The sequence below is a fragment of the Tenacibaculum dicentrarchi genome (genome assembly GCF_964036635.1).
Classification (GTDB): Bacteria; Bacteroidota; Bacteroidia; order Flavobacteriales; family Flavobacteriaceae; genus Polaribacter; species Polaribacter dicentrarchi.
Genome location: NZ_OZ038524.1, coordinates 374201 through 395098, shown reverse-complemented (window position 1 = coordinate 395098; position 20898 = coordinate 374201). Strand labels below are relative to the sequence as shown.

The window sequence follows — 20898 nt, the reverse complement described above, 5'->3', positions numbered from 1 at the left end:
TTTTTATTTTAAAAGAACAATATATGATTACACAACAAATAGTATTAATATCAGGAGCTTTATTTGGAGGATTATCGGTGATTTTTGGTGCTTTTGGTGCACACGCTTTAAAGAAAATTTTATCTGAAGAACAATTAAATTCATTTGAAACAGGCGTAAAATATCAAATGTATCACGCCATTGTTTTGTTGTTTATTGGAAGCTCTTTTTCAACTCCCGACCCATTAATGAGTTTGTCTTTTATAATAGGAACACTCCTTTTTTCTTTTAGTATTTACGGATTAGTTTTATCTGATGCCAAAGGAAAAAAAATGTCGTTTTTAGGACCAATTACGCCAATCGGCGGTTTGTTATTAGTTATTGGGTGGATTATGTTATTGATTGCGTTTATTTAATCGAAAATTCATATAACTTCCCACCTTTTCCATGAGCTTTTTCATCAGCAATATAAAGGGTATTGTTATCTTTAAAAGTGATACTTTCTTTTTGAGATACATGCCCTAGCGGATATTCTTTAATTTGTCCTGATAAAAAATCATCGCCGATAAAATCTGTAAGAATAAAAACGGATTGACCATTTAATAAGGCTACTTTTTTTCCATCAGAAGATATTGCTGCTGCGGTAATCCAACAAGGTAAATCATTACAAGTTTCAAAAGTTGAAATACGCTTTGCTACATGATTTCCTTTTTTAGCAGGAATTTTATATAATGTTGTTATTCCGTACTTATTTTTAACCCTACTTTTAGTAAAAATATATAAAAATCCGTTTTTATATAGTAGACTTTCGGCATCAAAAAAACGCTTTTTCTTTTTAGGAGGAAAATTATTTTGTGAAGCATACGAAAATTTAATTTTTTCAACATCAACAATATCTTTTTCTAATAAGTCTTGATGATTTATTTTAAGAATTTTTAAATTTTTACGTTTATTATCGTTATTTCCAAAATCAGCGATATATAAGTTTCCTTTTTCATCTGATGCTATATCTTCCCAATCATTATTTTTAGCATTTACAGCAACTTCACGGATAATTTCACCCGTAATATCAACACCATAAATAATGGATTTATTTCCGCTATCATTCAGCATCCAAAGTAATTCGTTATTCTTTATTTTTTCGATTCCTGAAACTTCTTCTAGTTGTTTTGGCAAATTACATTTCAGTTTTAATTCGCCAAAGTTTTGACAACTAATTAATAAAATAAAAGCAAAACATATCATTATTATTTTCATAAAAAACACGGTTATTAAGCGCAATAATACGATTTTATTTTTTAGAGAAGTAACTTTATTTGTTTGCTTAATTTTAATAATTTGCAAATACCCCTAGCCCCGATTGAAGCTTTGTTTGAGCTCCTTTTTTTGATTTTTTTCAAAAAAAGAGCGAGTGCGGAAAGCGGGAAATTGCTTCAAAAAACACTTAAATAAAAAAAGCTCCTCAAAATAAATTTCAAGGAACTCTTTTATCTAATTTTTTAATTTAATCGGCTAATTTTAAACCGTTAGGCTATGCCCTGTTTTTGTAGTGTAACTTTCGCTAGTTACCGTGTTTACAAACTTCCAATTTGAAACAACCGATGCTTGATTTATTTGCAATTCCATGAAACCTCTTCGTGAAAAATCGCTATAATTTAAGTCATCGACTAACAGTTTTAATGCCTGTTCTAATTGCAATGCTCCTGCGCCTAAATATTTTTCTAATCCTGGTGATGATACCGAGCTTGTTGCCAATTCGACCCCTACTTTTTCACCGCTTGTATTGGTTAAATCACTTTGCCAAGCATTGTGAGTATCGCCTGCTAAAACAACTACTTTTTTATTTTTGAAGCTAGCTAAAAGTGCTTCTCTTTCCATAAAATACCCATCCCAAGCATCTAAATTATATGGTAAAACAGTTTTTATTCTTGTTATTTCTTGAGGTGTTAAACTTGGATCTTTTTGTAAAAACCTTGTTTTAATCGTTACCAATTCGGTAATCGCTTTTTGAAATGCGCCAAAAGTTGCTTCCGATGCGCCACCAATTGCTGCTGCTTCTGCCGAAACACGGGCTAAAATTGGTAATAATTCGGCAGGCATTAGCATTTTACCCATTAAAACTTGTTGCCCGATAATTTGCCAACTCGCATTTGATGCTGCTATTTGATTTGTAAACCATGTTTTTTGGGTAGTTCCTAGCATGGTTCTGTTAGGATTTAACCATTCTTTTTGAAAAGAAGCAACATCAAACTCGCCTTTTGAAGTGTAAAAGTCAGCGTATTCTAATTGTTTGTCACGTCCTATTATTCGGGTGTCTAATAAAATTAAATCGGCTAAATTTCCTATTTTTAAATTTCTGTAGATAATTTCATTATCAGCAATATTAGTCGTGTTTGGTAAATATTCGCTGTAAGCTTGTAAGGCGCTATTTTTTCTAGCAGTATAACTTCCTTCGTTTTCTTGATGATTTTCAGCCCCATCTTTATACGAATCGTTTGCAACTTCATGGTCATCCCAAATACAAATAAAGGGTTTGTTTTGATGCAATTCTTTTAGCTTGCTATCTGAACGATATTGACGGTAACGGGTTCTGTAATCATCTAAAGAAATTATTTCGCCTTTCGGATTTGGCGTTCTAAATGAGCCATACGTATTTTCGCCATATTCATAAATATAATCGCCTAAATGAACCACCACATCAGCCTGAGAATTATTAATTGCCTCATATACATTAAAATATCCGTAGGCATAATTTGCACAAGAAGTGACGGCTAATTTTACATCGGCAGTTTTAGCTCCAAAGGTTAATGTTTTACCAACTACTGAGGTTGTTTTTTCTTCAATATTGATAAAACGGTAATATAATTTTTGGTTTTCAGCTAATTCTTTCACCTCAACAGCCAGGGTATAATCACGAGAAGCATCGGTAATTACCTCTGATTGACGTACAATATTTTCAAAATTTTCATCTGTTGACAATTGCCAGGTAATTGCTACCGAAGGCTTAGAGGTTGTGTAACGTGTCCAAATAATTACCTGTGAATTTGTAGGGTCAAAACTTGCTACGCCTTCATTAAAGTTTTCTTGGGATAAATTAGTAGGAATTGGGTTTGTTATTGGATCATCAGTAGTACAGCTAATAAAATTTGCTGCGAAAAGTATTCCACCACTTGCTAAAAGAGTATTTTTTAAAAAATTTCTCCTTTTAATGTTTGTTGTCATCTTGTTGTTTTGCTAATTAATTTTCAGCAAAAGTAGTTAAGCTAGTTTTCCTTAAGGTTAATTTAAGTTTATACTACACACTCGTTCTACCAACTTCCAGAAGCACCACCACCACCAAAACTACCACCGCCAAAACCGCCACCAAAGCCACCGCCACCGCTTGATGAACCACCAAAACTTCCGCCTCCAAAACTTCCGCCTCCAAAACTACCGCGTCCTGAATTAGTTAAAATTATGGTTTCGAAAATACTACCAGTACTGCTTGTTTTTCGATATCGTTTTCCACCTCCACGGTTATTTTTATCACCTCTTGAAATAATAATAAAAAATACGACTATAATAATTATAAAAATGATAATACTAGGGTCAAATTCGTCTTTTTCTTTCCTGCTACCTGTATATTCGCCATTTAAGGTTTTGAAAATAGCATCGGCTCCGTTATTTAAACCCGTGTAATAATCACCTTGTTTAAAAGCTGAAATAATATTTCTTTCGATAATTCTTTTAGAGATAAAATCGGTTAATAAATGTTCCGTTCCTTTACCTGCTTGAATGGATATTCTACGGTCTTTATGTGCTAATAAAACAAAAACACCATTGTCTTCTTTTGCTTGCCCAAAGCCCCATTTTTCGCCCCAGTTAGCCGCTAAATAGTTAATATTTTCACCTTCGGTCGAATTAATAATTGCCACCACTATTTGAGTAGAAGTAGTATCTGAATATTTAATTAATTTACTTTCTAAACGTGATTTTTGTGAACGAGAAAGCAACCCAACATAATCATAAACACTAGTTTGAAAAGCTGGTTTTTCAGGAATTTTAAAGCCTTGCGAAAAAATAGTTTGAATACTTAAAAGTAAAAAAGCAACGCTAAAAAACACTATTTTATTCCTTATTTTTTTTTGAATCATCCTCTTGATATTTTATTAGACAATTCATCTTTATCATCTGGTTTCCAAGGAAAATGAGCTTTTAATTCTTGTCCTGTTTTTAAAACCCCTGCAACAATAGCTTCTTTAAATTTCCCTGTTATAAAATGAGCTTGCATGGTGTTTTTTGTAGTATTCCAAAAGTTTTCAGGCACTACTTTATCAATACCTTTATCGCCATAAATAACAAATTTTTTATCATGTACTGCTACATAAATTAATACCGAATTTTGCAATTTGGTAGCGTCCATTTTTAGCAGATGAAACACTTCTAGCGCACGCTGAGAAACCACTATATTAGTCGATGCTTCTATGTGAACTCTAATTTCACCAGAAGTGTTTTTCTCTGCAATTTGAATAGCAGAAATAATTTCTTGTTCTTCTTGAATAGTAAGAAAACTTTCTACTTGAAGCATTTATTTTTATTTAAAGTTAAAATCGATATTTGGTGCATTTTCAGAACCTCTATCTGCTTTGTAACGGTTCATTTCATCAAAATCAAAAAGCCCTGCTAAGAAAGATCCTGGAAATTTTTTGATTAATTTATTGTAAATATTTACGCTTTCGTTAAAACGGTCGCGTGCTACGTTAATTCTGTTTTCTGTTCCTTCTAGTTGGCTTTGTAATTCTAAAAAATTCTTATTTGCTTTAATATCAGGATAACGCTCAACCGATACTAATAATTTAGATAAAGCACCACTTAAACCTGCTTGTGCTTTTTGAAATTGCGCCATATTTTCAGGGGTTAAATCGCCCGCATTTATATTTACCGAAGTTGCTTTAGCTCTTGCATTAATAACGCCAATTAACGTGTTTTTTTCAAAATCGGCAGCGCCTTGTACAGTTTTTACTAAGTTACCGATTAAATCATTTCTACGTTGATACGAACTCTCTACATTAGACCAAGTTGTTTTTGCATTTTCTTGATATTCTACAGCAGTATTTTGAAAATTTACAGCCCATTTAAAAACTGAAAATGCTACTATAGCTACTATAATAATTGGTATGAATTTTTTCATCTTTTTTTTATTTTTATAACTGATTTTTTATCTTTTGTAAAGTTGCCTTAACAGCCTCTAATCTACTAATAATTTCGTGATTATTTATAACATCTATAGGGTTTCTCTTTAGCTTCTTTTTAGCGCCTTCTAGGGTAAAACCTCTTTCTTTTACGAGGTTGAAAATTAATTTGAAATTTTCAATGTCTTCTCTAGTAAATAATCGATTTCCTTTGGGATTTTTTTTAGGTTTAATGATGTCAAATTCTTGTTCCCAAAATCGAATTAATGATACATTAACATCAAAAGCTTTTGCTACTTCGCCTATTTTATAATATCTCTTTTCAGGTAATTCTACATACATTTACTTGGCGTTTTATTTAGCTATTTTAGTTAAATACTAATCATATGATTGTCCTTTTTGTTGCGATGCTTTTTGCATTGCAACAAATTCTTCGGGAGTTAAATCTCCATAATAATAATAAATAGGGTTTACAGGTCTTCCATTTTTATGTACTTCATAATGCAAGTGAGCTGCTGCTGAACGCCCTGTGTTTCCTACATAACCAATTACATCACCTCTTTTTACTTTCTGTCCTTTTTTAGCTTTTATTTTACTCATGTGAGCGTAAATAGTTTGATAACCATAACCATGATCTATATAAACTACATTCCCAAACGTAGTACTTCTATGTGCTTTTTTTATTTTTCCGTTTCCTGAAGCAAAAATAGGCGTTCCTTTTGGTGAGGTAAAGTCCATTCCGTTGTGCATTTTCCATGATTTTAAAATAGGGTGTAATCGCATACCATAACCAGATGCCATTCGTTTTAAATCTTGATTTTTTACAGGCTGAATAGCAGGTATTGATGCTAACATTTTTTCTTTTTCTTTAGCCAAAGCTACAATTTCATCTAACGATTTTGACTGTACCACCATTCGTTTAGATAACATTTCTATCTCTTTGGTTACATTGGTAATCATCGCGGTATTTTTAAATCCTTCTAAGTGCTTATACCTATTTACCCCACCAAAACCTGCATTACGTTGCTCTTTAGGTATTGGACTTGCCTCAAAATAAGTTCTATAAATATTATCGTCTCTTTCTTGTAATTCTGATAAACGCTCCGATAACATTTTTAATTCTTTAGACATCAATTCTGTATGCAGTTTAAAATTTTCTAGTTCTCTTTTCTGAGATCTTTCATTTGGCGACATTAAAAACTGACTAAATCCTATAAAACCAAAAAATGCAATTAATAAAGCCCCTATAACTCCTATGAACGATTTCTTATAAGTTTCGCTTTTTTTAGACTCTATTTTTCTATATGATAAAGTTTCAGAGTCATAATAATATTTTACTTTCGCCATAATGCTAATTTGTTCTATTTTCTACTTATTCAAACAATATTTTTCTTAAAAAAGTATTGCTTATAAACACACAAATTTACAAAATGTTTTAAAACTCCTTTTAATTAGTTGTTTTTTAATGATAATTTAACAAAAAATGGATTAAAAAAGGAACGTTAAAAAACGTTCCTTTTCTATTTTACTACAATTACAAAAATTATTCATTATTTAAAAATCTTGTTTTTTAACTGTAGGGTTAAATAATTCAAAAAAACCTAATTCCTTTCTTCCAGTCTTTTTATTTATAATATTACCCTCTAAATTAGCTGGCGGACCAGAAAATAATTGCGAAAAAAAATCTCCATCATCAATATCTTGTGTTTCTATTTGAGTTAAATAACTTTCCAGAAAATTATAGGTGTTAAAGCTTATACTTGATATTTCAACTTCTACACTTTCTGATATATCTTCTATTTCAAAAAAAGCATCTTCGCCTTCTTCAAAAAACACATCATTTTCAATTAAGAAATCAGTAAAAATCAAATCACCTTGTTTAGTATAAAAGCTATAAGTAACCAAATAAAAATCTTTTTTATCTCCTGAAAAATCTTCAAAAGTTATGCGGGTATTTTCTTCTTCTTTTGTAATTTTATCTATTACAACCTTAGGTTTAAATAATTCAGGAACCGACTCTAAAATAGTACCATCTTCTAAAGTTATTTTTATCCAATAATAATTATTTACTACCGGATTATACTGATTTTCGATAACATATCTTCCCTCTTTTTCATCTAAGACTAATAAATCGGCTATTTTTGTATCTAAATTATTTTCTGCTTTAGTATACAAAGATATTTTTGCTGTATTAATTGGTTTTTTCGTTATTACATCTACAGGTACAGTTTGTTGTATATCTACATAAATAAAATTATCTCTTGTTATTCCTCCTCTTATTATTACATGAGGTTCGTATATATTATCTAACGGAATAGTTTCAGAGCAACTAAAAAAAGTAATTATACTTATTAAAATTATGACTAGTATATATGATGATTTCATTTTTTAAAATTTAAAATTATACGTAATAAATGGTATTGGAGCTCCAAACAACGAAAACTGTTTCTTGTTTAATGTTTTAGATATTCCTATATTTTGATTATTATTAGAGAAAGTATAATAATTAGAAAAAGCATTTTTTCTTCCATAAATATTATAGATACCAAAACTCCAACTTCCTTGCCATTTTGAATACAAACTAGCTTCTGGAGTATATGTTAATGAAACATCTAATCGATGTGTATTTTTCATTCGGTATGCATTTCTATCAGAATATGTAAAAACAGATTTATCTTCATTTTCACCATAAACACCTCTTCCTGTTATTAATGTAGTTGGTCTTCCTGATTGGAAAGTAAAAAAAGTTCCCATAGTCCATTTATCACTAAACTTGTAATTAGCCGTTGCATTAAATATGTGAGGCTTATCATAATTTGATGAAAAATATTCACCATCATTTATATTTTCTGATGAAAATTCACTGACAGTTTTTCTTTTAGAAACCGAATATGTATAATTTAAGTTACCCGTTAATTTCCCTTTAGTTTTATGTACAGAAAATTCTGTTCCGTAAGCATATCCTTTTGCAGGAAGTAATTGTGTTTCAATATTTTTATTGATAAATAAATCGGCATTATTTACATATTCTACTAAGTTTTTAAAATCTTTATAATATCCTTCTACCGAAAAATTATAATTTCTATTTTTACTATCAAAAGCAAACCCAAAAGAATATTGATTTACCTCTAATGGCTTAACATATTTTCCCGAAAGTTTCCAAACATCAAAAGGTAATGCAGCACTACTATTACTCATTAAGTGTATATACTGATACATTTTATTATATCCTATTTTTAAAGATTTTCGGTCATCAACATCATATTTCAAAGATAAACGAGGTTCAAAACCACCATATTTTGCTATTGTTTCTCCGCTTTTATATTTAACCTGTCCTGTTATTGTACTTGGTGTTTTAGGTAAACCTGATTCGTAAGATGCTACTTCATAAGGTCCTATATTTCTGAAAAAAGAATAACGAGCACCTATATTTACAGATAATTTATCCCATTTTTTTTCTATTTCATAATATGGAGCTATCTCTAAGCCTTTTTCTACTGATAAATCTATATTTTTAATTCCTTGTTCATTATTAGTTAATTTTGCTGGCGTAAACCTATAATAAGTTCCATGAATTCCAAATCTCATCTTTGTATCTAAATTCAAATAATACGTAAAATCTGGTTTAAAAATATAGTTTTCTACAGATGATGTCCATTCAAATGAACTACCTGAATCTGTTTGCGAAGGGCCATCATTTTCAGCTGCTAACGAATATTTATATGAACTATAAATGGTTGATAAATTCATAAATAATTTATTAGAAAACACATGATTCCAACGTAAACTTGTAGTAGCATTATTCCATGAAAAATCTATTTTACCTGCTGGTTCTTTTTTCTCTGTTTTTGTTTCTTCATCATATACTACTTCTTCTTCTCCTTTAAATCTCATTACATCTTTACCAAAATACCCTGATAAGTATAATTTATTATTATCATTTATATTCCAAGATAGTTTTGTATTTAAATCATAAAAGTACATTTTTTGATTTTTTAAATCATCTCCTGCTAACGGAAAAAATATGTCAAAATAAGTTCTACGTCCCGATACTAAGAAACTAAGTTTATCTTTTTTGATAGGTCCTTCTAAGGTTAATCTTGAAAATAATAAACCTAAACCTCCTTCTCCTTTAAAAATTTTAGAACTTCCTTCTTTCTGTCTCATATCTAAAACAGAAGAAGCTCTACCACCAAAACGTGCAGGAATACCTCCTTTATAAAACTTTAAATCTTTTAAAGCATCAGCATTAATTGCTGAAAAAAGCCCCCATAAATGAGACGAATTATACAATGGAGCTTCATCTAAAAGCAATAAATTCTGATCAATATTACCTCCTCTAACATTAAATCCACTAGCGCCTTCTCCTACCGAGCTAACTCCTGGTTGTGTTAAAATAACTCTCGTTATATCTGGCTCACCAAAAAATGCTGGAAGTTTTTTAATCTCAGCTGTTTTTATGCTTGATACTCCTGTCAAAATTGTTTTAACTTGACTTTGACTTTTGTTTGTAGAATTTACAACAACTTCTTCTAATGCATTTTCGGTTAAGGTTAATTCAAAATTTCTCTTAATATTACTATTTAAGTTTATCTTAATTTCTTTGCTTTTATATCCTACATAAGAAATTTCTAAAACATAAATACCTTTTAAAAGTGTCATCGAATAGAAACCATATTCATTGGTTATAGTTCCTTTTAAAGCATCTTTTATTACAACATTTGCTCCTAATAACGTTTCACCAGTTGTAGCGTCTTTTACCGTTCCACTAATGGTATATTTTAGTTGTTGTTTTTTTAAAATATTCTTTTGAGAAATGTCTTTATCTTTAGATAAAATAATTAATTTATTTTTTATCTGATGTTTTACTAATGTATTTTTAAATAATATTTCTACGGCTTTATTAACATTTTCATTAACAATATTAATAGTAAATTTTTGTTGAACATTAACCTCATCATTATTAAAAACAAAGTTATAATTAGTTTGTTTTTCTATTTGATTTAAAATAAGTTCTAAACTTTTATTTTTATGATTTAGTGTTACATTATTTTGAGAAAAAGTATTCGTTGCTACTACTTGTAAGCAACAAAATAAAAAAATTGATAAGGTGAGTTTCATTAAAAACGAATGTTTTTTTGATACATTTTTTAACCCCAATGAGGTTATAAATTGTTTGTTTTTCATAGATTTGAATGTTGTTAAATGATTTTGTTGAATTAGAATTAAATTTATCAGCATTTTTAAATAGGAGAATTGCCGTTCTCCTATTTTTTATTTGATAATCCAAGTATTTTTTTGAGTATTAAAATGATACTCAAAAGGTGTTGTTATTGTTAATATTTCTAAAATTTCTCTTATAGGCATTATTTTTTTAAAAGTTCCTGTAAATTTTATATTTGATACTTTTTCATTTTCAAAATGAAACTTCAAATTATATTGATTTTTAAAATCAGTTGCTATTTCTTTAAATGTTTTATTCTTAAATTGAATTTTACCTTCTCTCCAAGAAATAGTATTCATTTTATTTTTGATAACAGATTTTAAAACTTGTTTATTTTCTTTTAAGATTCTTATTTTATCATTAGGTGACATTATTATATTATCTTTTTCAGAATCTGCAATATTAACTGCTACTTTACCTGTAAATAAAACGGTTTCATAATAATCATTTTCATTATAAGATTTAATATTAAAACTAGTTCCTAAAGCTTTAACGATAACATTATCTGAAGTTTCTACCGTAAACGGATGTTTTTTATCTTTTGCAACTTCAAAAAAAGCTTCACCTTCTAAACGAATAGTTCGTGGAGAACCCTCTTTATATGAAATTTTACTCGAAGCATTTAACCAAACAACTGAGCCATCTGAAAGTGTTACTTCCTTTTGTTCTCCGTAAGTTGTTGCTATATATATTTTTTGAGGTTGTGTTATAAAATAAGCGAAAAAAGAAGTGCTTAATATTATTATTGCTGCCGCAGCATATTTAAAGAAAAGCTTTTTTAAGTTATTTTTCTTTTTTCTACTTTCTATTTTTTTGAAAAAGACAGCTTTATTAATTGCTATATCAGCTTTAGGTACGCTACTATTTCCTTTAGTAATTTGATTGATTTTATTTATTTTCTCAAATAATTGCTCATCATATTCTGTTGAATTTTTCCATCGCTCAACCTTAGCTTTAATAGTAACACTTGCCGTATTTGATATATAAGCCCAAAGATCTGTTTCTTTTATTTTGTCTCGTTTCATAAATGAGATTTATTATAAAACGTTTCTCAACAACAAGTACCCTATATTTTTTTATAAAAAATTTACTAATTCTTTTTTAAAAACTTGCAAAGCTTTTGAAATATGAGCTTCTACAGTTTTTATTGATATATTTTTGATGGATGCTATTTCGGAATAAGTGTGTCCTTTATCTCTTGAAAGCTTAAAAATATCGGTTGTTTTTTGAGGAAGTAAGGTATATACTTCTTCTATTTTTTTTTGTAAATCCCATTCATTATTTATTTCTTCTTCAATATCTTTATTTAAAACATATAAATTTAAGTGCTTCTTTTTTACGCTTTCTTTTCTGAAATAATCTATAATTTTATTTTTTAATGTTATAATTAAAAAAGATTCTATAGAGCGATGATTTATTTTCATCGAATCGATATTTTCCCATAACTTTATGAAAGTATCTTGTAATAAATCATTCGATATACTCTCATCCTTTACTATTTTAATAGTATAGTTATATAATTTTTCATAATGTGTATCAAACAACGCTGAAAAATCTACCTTTTCTTTTAATTTCATCAATTTTTTTTATGCTAAAAAACCACTTAATATGTTCTTTTTAAATACACTTAAATAAAATTTAATTCATCTTATTTTTATTCAAGCTGATTAAAAAAACATTTTGCTTTCATACTACTAAATATCTTATTTTTGTCTTTTTCAAGTAAGTAATAAAAATACAATACTTAGCAACTAATATAATAACTATTTTAAAACTGCATCTAATTAGCTGTTTTTTAATGATTATTTAACAAAATTTTCGAGCTCAAAACATATGAAATCTCAAGAAATAAGATCAAAATTTTTAGAATTCTATAAATCTAAAAACCATGCTATCGTTCCATCTTCACCAATGGTGTTAAAGAATGACCCTACTTTAATGTTTGTAAATGCGGGAATGGTTCCTTTTAAAGAATATTTTTTAGGACAAAAAAAAATAGTTGATGCTAGAGTTGCCGATTCTCAAAAATGTTTGCGTGTTTCTGGAAAACATAACGATTTAGAAGAAGTTGGAAAAGACACTTATCATCATACATTATTTGAAATGCTTGGTAACTGGTCTTTTGGCGATTATTTCAAAAAAGAAGCGATTGCTTGGGCTTGGGAATTACTTACTGAAGTTTATAAAATAGATAAAGACATTTTATATGTTACTATTTTTGAAGGTGATGAAAAAGAAGGTTTAGCAAAAGATACAGAAGCTTATGATATTTGGAAACAATACATTGCTGAAGACCGTATTTTATTAGGAAATAAAAAAGATAATTTCTGGGAAATGGGCGCACAAGGACCTTGTGGACCTTGTTCTGAAATTCATATTGATATTCGTTCTGCCGAAGAAAAAGCAAAAGTTTCTGGTGCATCGTTAGTAAATTTAGACCATCCGCATGTGGTAGAAGTTTGGAATTTAGTTTTCATGCAATTCAACCGTAAAGCTGATGGAAGTTTAGAGAATTTACCTAAAACACATATCGATACTGGTATGGGATTTGAACGTTTATGTATGGCTTTACAAGGTGTACAATCTAATTATGATACTGATGTTTTTACTCCGATTATCAGAGAAATAGAAACTATTACAAACGTAAAATACGAAAATTCTGAAATTGCTGGTGATGAAACAGACATCGCAATTCGTGTTATTGCCGACCACGTTCGTGCCGTAGCATTTTCTATTGCTGATGGTCAATTACCAAGTAATACAGGTGCTGGTTATGTTATCCGAAGAATTTTAAGAAGAGCTATTCGTTACGGATTTACGTTCTTAAATCAGAAAGAACCTTTTATCTATAAATTAGTTGCCACTTTAAGCGACCAAATGGGTGATGCTTTTCCTGAAATAAAAGCACAAGAACAATTAGCTAAAAATGTTATTAAAGAAGAAGAACAATCTTTCTTAAAAACATTAGAGCAAGGGTTATTATTGCTAGATACCATAACTGCAAACGCTACTGAAAAAACAATTTCAGGAAAAAAAGTATTTGAATTAAAAGATACTTACGGTTTTCCTGAAGATTTAACGGCATTAGTTTTATCTGAAAAAGGATTAGACTATAATAAAGAAGAATATAAAGAAGCTTTAAAACAACAACAAAACCGAGGAAGAGCTGCAACAGCTATTGAAACTGATGATTGGAATGTTTTAATTGAAGATGACGAAGAGGAATTTATCGGGTATGATACTTTAACTGCTGATGTTAAATTAACTCGATACAGAAAAGTAACCACAAAAAAAGATGGTGAACAATATCAATTAGTTTTTAATATGACTCCTTTTTACCCTGAAGGCGGTGGACAAGTTGGTGATGTTGGGCATATTGAAACTTCTAACGGAGATTTAATTTACGTGGTAAACACTAAAAAAGAAAACAATTTAATTATTCACTACGCCAAAAGTTTACCTGCAGATTTATCAGAAAAATTTAAAGCCGTAGTAAATAAAAATAGTAGAGATTTATCTGCAAGTAATCATACTGCTACGCATTTATTACATCAAGCATTACGTACAATTTTAGGAACTCATGTTGAACAAAAAGGTTCGTTAGTGAGTCCTAAACATTTACGTTTCGATTTTTCTCATTTCTCTAAAGTAACTTCGGATGAATTACAAGAAATTGAGGATTTTGTAAATGCTCGTATTCGTGAAAATCTTTCTTTAATTGAAAGAAGAAATATTCCGATGCAACAAGCTATTGATGAAGGTGCAATTGCTTTATTTGGCGAAAAATATGGCGATGCCGTAAGAGCCATTAAATTTGGTCAATCAATGGAATTATGTGGAGGAACTCACGTTCCACAAACTGGTGATATTTGGTATTTTAAAATAAAATCGGAAGGAGCTGTTGCTTCAGGAATTAGAAGAATTGAAGCAATTACAAATGTAGCTGTTGGTGATTATTTTGAAGATATTGAACGTAACTTTACTGATATAAAACAACTATTTAAAAACCCTAAAGATGTTGTAAAATCTGTAACTAATTTACAAGATGAAAACGCTACTTTAAAAAAACAAGTAGAACAGTTACTTAAAGAAAAGGCCGAAAATTTATCGGGTGAATTGAGAAATCAATTACAGGAAATAAATGGTGTTCAATTTTTAGCAACTAAAGTTTCTTTAGATGCCAACGGAATCAAGAACTTAGCATTTGCTTTAGGAAAAGATTTTAAAAATTTATTCTTATTTTTTGCTTCTTCTGAAAAAGCAGATAAAGCAATGTTAACTTGTTATATTTCGAAAGAATTAGCTGCTGAACGTGGTTATGATGCTGGTAAAGTTGTTAGGGAATTAGGAAAACTAATCCACGGAGGTGGTGGTGGACAGAATTTCTTTGCAACTGCTGGAGGTAAAAATCCTGGCGGAATCCCTAAAGCTTTAGAAAAAGCGAAAGAATATATCGTTTAATAACAATATTAAAAAAGATAGCAGAAATTTCTAGCCCCGATTGAAGCATTTGTTTGAGCTCTTTTTTTGATTTTTCTTCAAAAAAAAGCGAGTGCGGAAAGCGGGAAATTGCTTCAAATAATTATAAAAAATAACTTCAAAAAGGTTCAAAGATTTAATTCTTTGAACCTTTTTATTTTGCAATTAATTTAACGCTTCTTTATAAGTCGAAATTGCTCTTTCTCGGGCAAACTTATGTTCAACCATTGGCTGTGGATAGGTTAATTCATCAAAATTTTCAATCCATTTTCTAATATATTGTAAATCTTTATCGAACTTTTTTAATTGTGCTTCAGGATTAAAAACTCTAAAATATGGCGCAGCATCACAACCCGTTCCTGCTGACCATTGCCAATTTCCATTATTTGCTGATAATTCATAATCTAATAGTTTTTCGGCAAAATAAGCTTCGCCCCAACGCCAATCAATTAACAAATGTTTGCATAAAAAACCTGCCGTAATCATACGTACTCTGTTGTGCATATAGCCCGTTTTATTTAACTGTCGCATACCTGCATCAACCATCGGATACCCAGTTTCACCTTTACACCATTTTTCAAATTCGGCTTCGTTATTTCTCCACGGAACAGCATCGTATTTTTGCTTAAAATTATTTGTAACCACTTTCGGAAAATGAAATAATACTTGCATAAAAAATTCTCGCCAAATTAGTTCATTTAAAAAAGTCGCATTGGTTTTTAAAGCAAATTGCACCATTTTACGAACACTTACCAAGCCAAATCGAAAATAAGGCGACAAATAAGATGTTTTATCAGCAAAAGGGAAATCTCGAACTTCATCGTAATTCGCTAAATTTGATAAATTATAAGGGGTTACTTTTATACTACTTTCATTAAATCCTATGGATTTTAAAGGAGGTGTTTTTGATGTAAATTGATGAAAATTATTAAAATTTATTTCATAATTTTTTAAATCTTCTTCGGCATTAAATTTCTGTAACCACTTATTTTTATAGGGCGTGTAAACCGTATATGGCAATCCGTCATTTTTAGTAACCTCAGCTTTTTCAAAAATAACTTGGTCTTTATAGCTTAAAAAATCAATACTTTTTGATTTTAAAAAATCATGAATTTCTGCATCTCTTTGTAAAGCATACGGTTCGTAATCTTTATTGGTATAAACTGCCGAAATATCAAATTCTGAAATTATTGTTTTCCAAACTTCTAGCGGATTTCCTTTTTTTATCAATAAAGATGAACCTGCATTTTTTAAATCAGTATCTAATTGCTGTAATGTTTGATAAATAAATGAAACTCGGGCATCATTTTCTGGCAATTTATCTAAAATATCTTCATCAAAAATAAATAAAGGAACTACTTTATTTGATGAATTTAAAGCGTTAAATAATGCTACGTTATCTTCTAAGCGCAAATCTCTACGAAACCAAAATATCGCTAATTTATTTGTCATTAAACATTTTTTTTAAAGTTACAAATCGATATTCGAAAATACTTTTTAATTGTTTTTTGATAAAAAGAGCTTGTGCTATATGTCCTAAAAAACCTAACGGTATTTTATACGATATTTTATCTTTCATTAAGGTATTTCCGTTTGGCAAAGCTTCAAAAAAATGTTCGTGATGCCACATTGCATAAGGTCCAAAACGTTGCTCATCAATAAAAAAAGCTTGTTCTTTTACTTGCGTTATTTCTGTTACCCAATTTGTTTTCACAAACGGAACAGGCGATACTTTATACGTTATTATTTGCCCAGGATATGCTTTTTTATCAACTTTTGAGGTTATATTAAAACCCATTGATTTTGGAGTAATATTAGCCAAATTTTCTGGTGATGAAAAATAATCCCACGCTTTTGCTAACGGCATTTTTAATTCCTGTGCTGTTTCTAGCGTATAAATTCCTGAGTGTTTTTTAAAATTCATCATTTACAAAAGACTTGTTATTTTAGAACTCATTGGTTTTGTAATTGAATAGAAAACATCAATTAACCTTCCTTCTTCATCAACTAAATATTTTTGAAAATTCCATTTTACTGATGAATCCATTTTAGCATTTTTTTCTTTTTCAGTTAACCATTGATATAATGGATGTTTATCAGCTCCTTTAACGGCTATTTTTTCGGTTAATGGAAAATCGACTCCAAAATTTAACTTACAAAACGATTTTATTTCTGATGCTTCACCAGGTTCTTGTTCTCCAAATTGATTACACGGTAAACCGATGATTACTAATTTATCATTATATTTTGAATATAATTCTTGTAATCCATCATATTGCTTGGTAAACCCGCATTTAGAGGCAACATTTACAAATAATATTTTTTTACCTTTATATTGATTTAAATCTAATTTTTCTCCATCAATTCCTTTAATTTCTATGTCATATAAAGATTGATTAGGAGATACTGTTTCTGAATTTGATAAAAAACTAAATAATGCCATAATTACTAGTATTGATAAAGTTATAAGTAAAGTTATTTTAAGTGTTTTCATTTATTGAAGTGTTATTTTTTCTATGGATATATTAAAATTTTCGTTCTTTTTGTTACCTATCAGAATTGCAATTTCTGAAATGGTAGTTGCTGAATAATTTGGCACATCAACTAAATTACCTCTAGACGAAGCATAAAATTTATGTAAAGGCAAAATAATTTCTTCTGATTTATTGGTCGTTTTAAACGGTTGAACGTACCAAAAACGCTGATTTTCTTTTGCTTTTATTCTAAACTGATACTTTTTATCATCGCCTTTTAACTTTATAACTAGATTTGTTTTTTTATCATCAAAATTAATAGCGATAGGTAAACGAGCCATTGCAAAACCGCCATTATTATCTAAAGAAACTTGTCCCGAAAAAACAAGTTGTTTATCTGTATTCAATTTCATAGAAGATGTTGATACACCTCCCATAACATCATCATTTGTGATAATCCAATTTTGGGGTGTTGTATTTTTATCAAAAATTATTACCTCATCATTCATACATAAAAAAATAGTGAATAAAATTAGCCATTTCATTCGAGTACAATTATAATTTTACACTTACAATTCCTGCATCCATAGGAATAATTTGTCCTGTTATTGAACTTGCATCCTCTGATAATAAATAACTAGCCAAACCTGCTACTTCTTGTGGCGTTAAATATTTTTTTAGCGGATGCCTGTCTTGCATACTCTCTTGCTGTTTTTCATTTCTTAACAAACGTTTTGCAAGTGGCGTATCTGTTACAGTTGGAGCAATGGCATTAAAACGAATTTTAGTTGCATACTCTGCCGCTAACGATTTTGTTAAACCTTCAACTGCCGATTTACTTGTTGCAATACTTGCATGAAATGGCATTCCTAAAGTAGAAGCAACTGTACTAAATAATACAACACTTCCGTTGTTTTTTGCCAAACTAGTTTCGTATGCTTTTAAAGTATTGATTGCGCCTACAACATTAATTTCAAAATCAGTTTTAAAATCGGCAACTTTAAGTCGCGTAAATGATTTTAAATTGATACTTCCTGGGCAGTAAACCAATCCATTAATATCTTCTAAAACTGGTAGTTCATCATTTAAAACATCGCATGAATAATGCGTTACATTTTCATGCTCTTCAGGTGCTGTTCTACTTATATTGATAATTTCATGTGTATCTTTTAATTTATTTACGATAGCTTTTCCGATACCCGAGCTACCTCCTACTATTACAATTGTTTTCATATTTTATATATTTATGATTAGCAATTACTTTCTTTTTTATCTCTTAGAAACTTTATTATTACTAATGCTTTTTTGTCTTGAACATTTAAATCGTCCTTTTTCGAAAATTCGTTTTGCTTGATGTTTGGTTGAACGACCTTGAACTCTTGCTCTCCATAATTTAAAACTAGACAGTTTTAATTCTTTGCGCATTAATTCAATTACTTGTTGTTCTTTTAAACCAAACTGAAACTGTATAGCATCAAATGTGGTTCTATCTTCCCAAGCCATTTCTATTATTCTATCTATATCTCTGTGATTCATAATTTTTGATTATTTTTTACCAAAGCGTTTATCATTCCTTTAAATACAAAAGCATGAAATGGTAAAACGGAATACCAATACAGACGCCCTAAAACTCCTTTAGGTCTGAAAACTGCTTTTTGATGTAAAGTGTCATTTACTATTTTGAATTCTAACCAAGCTTCGCCAGGTAATTTCATTTCTGCAAATAACAAAAGTCTTTTTTCTTTTTTATCAGCTAATAAAACACGCCAAAAATCTAGCGGGTCACCAGCTTCTAATGATGTATCGTGTGTTCTTCCTCTACGCAAACCAACTCCTCCAAAAATTTTATCAGCATAACCTCTTATTTTCCATAACCAATTAAAACTATACCAACCATTTTTTCCTCCAATCGACCAGATTTTATCAAGTGTAAAAGCATCATCAGAAACTTTTATAGTACGTTTATCTACAAAACAACCGTATTGTGGTATTTGAATATAATCCGATAATTGCGCTTGAAAAACACCGCTACTAATCGCATCTTTCCAACTTGATATTACAGCGTTTTGTTCTATTCTTTGAAAAGCTAAGTTTACTGCATCTTTATAACAAATAGGCGATATATTTAAAAGTTGATTGATATTACTTGGCTTGGCAATTACCTCAACTTTCATACTATCGACCAAAGCTTGTGCTAAATTAAAAGACGTAGAAGTTACAAAGTATAACCAATACGATGATAATTTTGGCGTTAAAAGTGGTAATGTTAAAATGTAACGCTTAAAGCCTCTTACCTCTCCAAATTGTAAAAGCATTTCTTTATAAGTAAGTACTTCTGTACCACAAATATCAAACGATTTATTATACAATTTTTCATTTCCAACGGCACGTTCTAAAAAAGTTAATACATCTCTAATTGCAATTGGTTGCGATTTTGTATTCAACCATTTTGGCGTAACCATTACAGGTAACTTTTCAACAATATCTCTAATAATTTCAAAGGATGCACTACCACTACCAACAATAATTCCTGCTCTAAAAGTTGTTACATTATATTTTAAAGACTGTAAATTTTGCTCTACCTGAAAACGAGAAGCTAAATGTTTAGACAAAGAACTATCGTTTACAATACCACTTAAATAAATGACTTGCTTACAGTTTGTTTTTTCAACAATATTTTTAAAATTCTTAGCACAAGTTTGCTCTAAATCTTCAAAATTATTGTCATCCGTAGCCATTGAATGAATTAAATAATACGCAACATCAATATCCGAAGGAAAAATAATTTGTTCGGTTTGTAAAAAATCAACTTTTATAAATGAAATATTGTCTTTGTATTCTATTTCATCAGGAATTCGTTTTAAATCACGTACACAACATATTAATTCATGACCAGCATCTAATAATTTCAATACCAATCTTTTTGCTATATACCCTGTTGTTCCTGTGATTAAAATCTTCATTTTATTGATGTTTTACATTATTTTACATTGTGTTACTTTGGTCTTTGATATGATAATCTTTTATATTCTTTTGCAACCATATACGTATCTAAACCATTAATTGATGCAATTTTTTCTTCGGATAAATTTAAAAAACCATCCTCAGAAAGCATTGATTCTTTAAAATATAAATCGGTTACTTCACCTAAAATTAAAATAGTTCCGTTTGCTTTTATATGATGTTCTTCTAAAAATTTCATTCCTATTTTTATAGGTGATTGTGCTACATAAGGTGCAAAAAAATCATCTTTATAAATTTCAGTTAAATCGGTTTTATCAAACTCCGAAACTCCTGACGGATACTTTGCTGATGTATGATGAGCATCTTCAATAATTACTTCATTAATAGCATTTATAGTATAAAAACCAGTTTTTTTAATGTTATCATAGGTATTTCTAGCTACGGTTGTAGGACGCAAAACGAATCCTAAAATTGCAGGACTAGAACCATAATGAACTACTGAACTAAAAACAGCTACATTACTAATCCCATCTTCCGATTTTGTAGCAATTAAATTTGCTGGTTTATAACCAGAAATACTGTTCATTAAATTTATTTTATACAGATG

Annotated in this window: 21 protein-coding genes; 2 read left to right on the top strand and 19 right to left on the bottom strand. The window is 29.6% G+C overall.

The annotated features are described in order from the left end of the window. Positions 1 to 23 precede the first annotated feature (23 nt). A complete protein-coding gene (locus tag ABNT14_RS01765) occupies positions 24 to 395 on the top strand; it encodes a DUF423 domain-containing protein (protein ID WP_101902570.1) in 372 nt (123 codons plus the stop codon). On the opposite strand, the gene ABNT14_RS01760 is transcribed toward ABNT14_RS01765, so the two are convergent. The 11 genes from ABNT14_RS01760 to ABNT14_RS01710 form a co-directional block, all read right to left on the bottom strand. Continuing rightward, the gene (locus tag ABNT14_RS01760) at positions 388 to 1236 is read right to left on the bottom strand and encodes a hypothetical protein (protein WP_234984987.1); all 849 of its coding nucleotides are present in this window, start codon (positions 1234 to 1236) and stop codon (positions 388 to 390) included. The genes ABNT14_RS01765 and ABNT14_RS01760 overlap by 8 nt on opposite strands. A 261-nt stretch (positions 1237 to 1497) precedes the next feature. Beyond that, positions 1498 to 3201: an alkaline phosphatase D family protein gene (locus tag ABNT14_RS01755; protein WP_101902569.1), complete on the bottom strand. Its 1704-nt coding sequence runs from the start codon at positions 3199 to 3201 to the stop codon at positions 1498 to 1500. Positions 3202 to 3287: 86 nt separating this feature from the next. Further along, positions 3288 to 4112 carry a TPM domain-containing protein gene (locus tag ABNT14_RS01750; RefSeq protein ID WP_101902568.1) on the bottom strand — a complete coding sequence of 275 codons (825 nt, stop codon included), beginning with the start codon at positions 4110 to 4112 and terminating at the stop codon, positions 3288 to 3290. Next, on the bottom strand, positions 4109 to 4546 hold the full coding sequence (locus ABNT14_RS01745; RefSeq protein WP_101902567.1) for a TPM domain-containing protein: 438 nt from the start codon (positions 4544 to 4546) through the stop codon (positions 4109 to 4111). Before ABNT14_RS01745 ends, ABNT14_RS01750 begins: the two co-directional genes overlap by 4 nt. Before the next feature lie 6 nt (positions 4547 to 4552). Beyond that, complete coding sequence (locus tag ABNT14_RS01740) at positions 4553 to 5149, bottom strand: LemA family protein (protein ID WP_101902566.1); 597 nt, start codon at positions 5147 to 5149, stop codon at positions 4553 to 4555. 13 nt (positions 5150 to 5162) lie between these two features. Continuing rightward, the gene (locus ABNT14_RS01735) at positions 5163 to 5492 is read right to left on the bottom strand and encodes a MerR family transcriptional regulator (protein WP_101902565.1); all 330 of its coding nucleotides are present in this window, start codon (positions 5490 to 5492) and stop codon (positions 5163 to 5165) included. Between the two features lie 36 nt (positions 5493 to 5528). After that, entirely contained in the window at positions 5529 to 6497 is a 969-nt protein-coding gene (locus ABNT14_RS01730) for a M23 family metallopeptidase (protein WP_101902564.1), read from the bottom strand. 207 nt (positions 6498 to 6704) lie between these two features. Further along, positions 6705 to 7535, bottom strand: a complete 831-nt coding sequence (locus tag ABNT14_RS01725; RefSeq protein ID WP_101902563.1) for a DUF4249 family protein — start codon at positions 7533 to 7535, stop codon at positions 6705 to 6707. Between the two features lie 3 nt (positions 7536 to 7538). After that, the gene (locus ABNT14_RS01720; protein WP_159459529.1) at positions 7539 to 10337 is read right to left on the bottom strand and encodes a TonB-dependent receptor; all 2799 of its coding nucleotides are present in this window, start codon (positions 10335 to 10337) and stop codon (positions 7539 to 7541) included. 87 nt (positions 10338 to 10424) lie between these two features. Beyond that, positions 10425 to 11399, bottom strand: coding sequence for a FecR family protein (locus tag ABNT14_RS01715; RefSeq protein WP_101902561.1), 975 nt, complete (start codon positions 11397 to 11399; stop codon positions 10425 to 10427). A gap of 51 nt (positions 11400 to 11450) precedes the next feature. After that, complete coding sequence (locus ABNT14_RS01710) at positions 11451 to 11951, bottom strand: sigma-70 family RNA polymerase sigma factor (RefSeq protein ID WP_101902560.1); 501 nt, start codon at positions 11949 to 11951, stop codon at positions 11451 to 11453. A 256-nt stretch (positions 11952 to 12207) separates the two neighbouring features. Here ABNT14_RS01710 and alaS point away from each other — a divergent pair, with 256 nt between their 5' ends. Continuing rightward, on the top strand, positions 12208 to 14835 hold the full coding sequence (gene alaS / locus ABNT14_RS01705; RefSeq protein WP_101902559.1) for an alanine--tRNA ligase: 2628 nt from the start codon (positions 12208 to 12210) through the stop codon (positions 14833 to 14835). 183 nt (positions 14836 to 15018) lie between these two features. Here the strand turns inward: alaS and ABNT14_RS01700 are convergent, their stop codons facing one another. Genes ABNT14_RS01700 through ABNT14_RS01665 form a run of 8 tightly spaced genes read right to left on the bottom strand, consistent with a single transcriptional unit; the run spans position 15019 to position 20877 of the window. Further along, on the bottom strand, positions 15019 to 16305 hold the full coding sequence (locus tag ABNT14_RS01700) for a cryptochrome/photolyase family protein (protein ID WP_101902558.1): 1287 nt from the start codon (positions 16303 to 16305) through the stop codon (positions 15019 to 15021). Further along, a complete protein-coding gene (locus ABNT14_RS01695; protein WP_101902557.1) occupies positions 16295 to 16780 on the bottom strand; it encodes an SRPBCC family protein in 486 nt (161 codons plus the stop codon). Before ABNT14_RS01695 ends, ABNT14_RS01700 begins: the two co-directional genes overlap by 11 nt. After that, the gene (locus ABNT14_RS01690) at positions 16781 to 17296 is read right to left on the bottom strand and encodes a glutathione peroxidase (protein WP_431607943.1); all 516 of its coding nucleotides are present in this window, start codon (positions 17294 to 17296) and stop codon (positions 16781 to 16783) included. 51 nt (positions 17297 to 17347) lie between these two features. Continuing rightward, positions 17348 to 17872 (bottom strand): CIA30 family protein, encoded by a 525-nt coding sequence (locus ABNT14_RS01685; RefSeq protein WP_101902555.1) that lies wholly within the window; start codon positions 17870 to 17872, stop codon positions 17348 to 17350. Positions 17873 to 17882: 10 nt separating this feature from the next. Next, on the bottom strand, positions 17883 to 18560 hold the full coding sequence (locus ABNT14_RS01680; protein ID WP_101902554.1) for an SDR family NAD(P)-dependent oxidoreductase: 678 nt from the start codon (positions 18558 to 18560) through the stop codon (positions 17883 to 17885). A 36-nt stretch (positions 18561 to 18596) separates the two neighbouring features. Continuing rightward, positions 18597 to 18863 (bottom strand): TIGR03643 family protein, encoded by a 267-nt coding sequence (locus ABNT14_RS01675; RefSeq protein WP_101902553.1) that lies wholly within the window; start codon positions 18861 to 18863, stop codon positions 18597 to 18599. Further along, positions 18860 to 20290: an SDR family oxidoreductase gene (locus ABNT14_RS01670; protein ID WP_101902552.1), complete on the bottom strand. Its 1431-nt coding sequence runs from the start codon at positions 20288 to 20290 to the stop codon at positions 18860 to 18862. Before ABNT14_RS01670 ends, ABNT14_RS01675 begins: the two co-directional genes overlap by 4 nt. A 32-nt stretch (positions 20291 to 20322) precedes the next feature. Beyond that, positions 20323 to 20877: a flavin reductase family protein gene (locus ABNT14_RS01665; RefSeq protein WP_251009889.1), complete on the bottom strand. Its 555-nt coding sequence runs from the start codon at positions 20875 to 20877 to the stop codon at positions 20323 to 20325. Positions 20878 to 20898: the final 21 nt, after the last annotated feature.

What these genes read in the sequence shown, in the direction of transcription:
- ABNT14_RS01760 (WP_234984987.1), bottom strand. Translation starts at nt 1,236, where the DNA reads ATGAAAATAATAATGATATGTTTTGCTTTTATTTTATTAATTAGTTGT.
- ABNT14_RS01700 (WP_101902558.1), bottom strand. Translation starts at nt 16,305, where the DNA reads ATGACAAATAAATTAGCGATATTTTGGTTTCGTAGAGATTTGCGCTTA.
- ABNT14_RS01740 (WP_101902566.1), bottom strand. Translation starts at nt 5,149, where the DNA reads ATGAAAAAATTCATACCAATTATTATAGTAGCTATAGTAGCATTTTCA.
- ABNT14_RS01680 (WP_101902554.1), bottom strand. Translation starts at nt 18,560, where the DNA reads ATGAAAACAATTGTAATAGTAGGAGGTAGCTCGGGTATCGGAAAAGCT.
- ABNT14_RS01685 (WP_101902555.1), bottom strand. Translation starts at nt 17,872, where the DNA reads ATGAAATGGCTAATTTTATTCACTATTTTTTTATGTATGAATGATGAG.
- ABNT14_RS01745 (WP_101902567.1), bottom strand. Translation starts at nt 4,546, where the DNA reads ATGCTTCAAGTAGAAAGTTTTCTTACTATTCAAGAAGAACAAGAAATT.
- ABNT14_RS01720 (WP_159459529.1), bottom strand. Translation starts at nt 10,337, where the DNA reads ATGAAAAACAAACAATTTATAACCTCATTGGGGTTAAAAAATGTATCA.
- ABNT14_RS01730 (WP_101902564.1), bottom strand. Translation starts at nt 6,497, where the DNA reads ATGGCGAAAGTAAAATATTATTATGACTCTGAAACTTTATCATATAGA.
- ABNT14_RS01670 (WP_101902552.1), bottom strand. Translation starts at nt 20,290, where the DNA reads ATGAAGATTTTAATCACAGGAACAACAGGGTATATAGCAAAAAGATTG.
- ABNT14_RS01755 (WP_101902569.1), bottom strand. Translation starts at nt 3,201, where the DNA reads ATGACAACAAACATTAAAAGGAGAAATTTTTTAAAAAATACTCTTTTA.
- ABNT14_RS01750 (WP_101902568.1), bottom strand. Translation starts at nt 4,112, where the DNA reads ATGATTCAAAAAAAAATAAGGAATAAAATAGTGTTTTTTAGCGTTGCT.
- alaS (WP_101902559.1), top strand. Translation starts at nt 12,208, where the DNA reads ATGAAATCTCAAGAAATAAGATCAAAATTTTTAGAATTCTATAAATCT.
- ABNT14_RS01675 (WP_101902553.1), bottom strand. Translation starts at nt 18,863, where the DNA reads ATGAATCACAGAGATATAGATAGAATAATAGAAATGGCTTGGGAAGAT.
- ABNT14_RS01715 (WP_101902561.1), bottom strand. Translation starts at nt 11,399, where the DNA reads ATGAAACGAGACAAAATAAAAGAAACAGATCTTTGGGCTTATATATCA.
- ABNT14_RS01695 (WP_101902557.1), bottom strand. Translation starts at nt 16,780, where the DNA reads ATGATGAATTTTAAAAAACACTCAGGAATTTATACGCTAGAAACAGCA.
- ABNT14_RS01735 (WP_101902565.1), bottom strand. Translation starts at nt 5,492, where the DNA reads ATGTATGTAGAATTACCTGAAAAGAGATATTATAAAATAGGCGAAGTA.
- ABNT14_RS01765 (WP_101902570.1), top strand. Translation starts at nt 24, where the DNA reads ATGATTACACAACAAATAGTATTAATATCAGGAGCTTTATTTGGAGGA.
- ABNT14_RS01725 (WP_101902563.1), bottom strand. Translation starts at nt 7,535, where the DNA reads ATGAAATCATCATATATACTAGTCATAATTTTAATAAGTATAATTACT.
- ABNT14_RS01665 (WP_251009889.1), bottom strand. Translation starts at nt 20,877, where the DNA reads ATGAACAGTATTTCTGGTTATAAACCAGCAAATTTAATTGCTACAAAA.
- ABNT14_RS01690 (WP_431607943.1), bottom strand. Translation starts at nt 17,296, where the DNA reads ATGGCATTATTTAGTTTTTTATCAAATTCAGAAACAGTATCTCCTAAT.
- ABNT14_RS01710 (WP_101902560.1), bottom strand. Translation starts at nt 11,951, where the DNA reads ATGAAATTAAAAGAAAAGGTAGATTTTTCAGCGTTGTTTGATACACAT.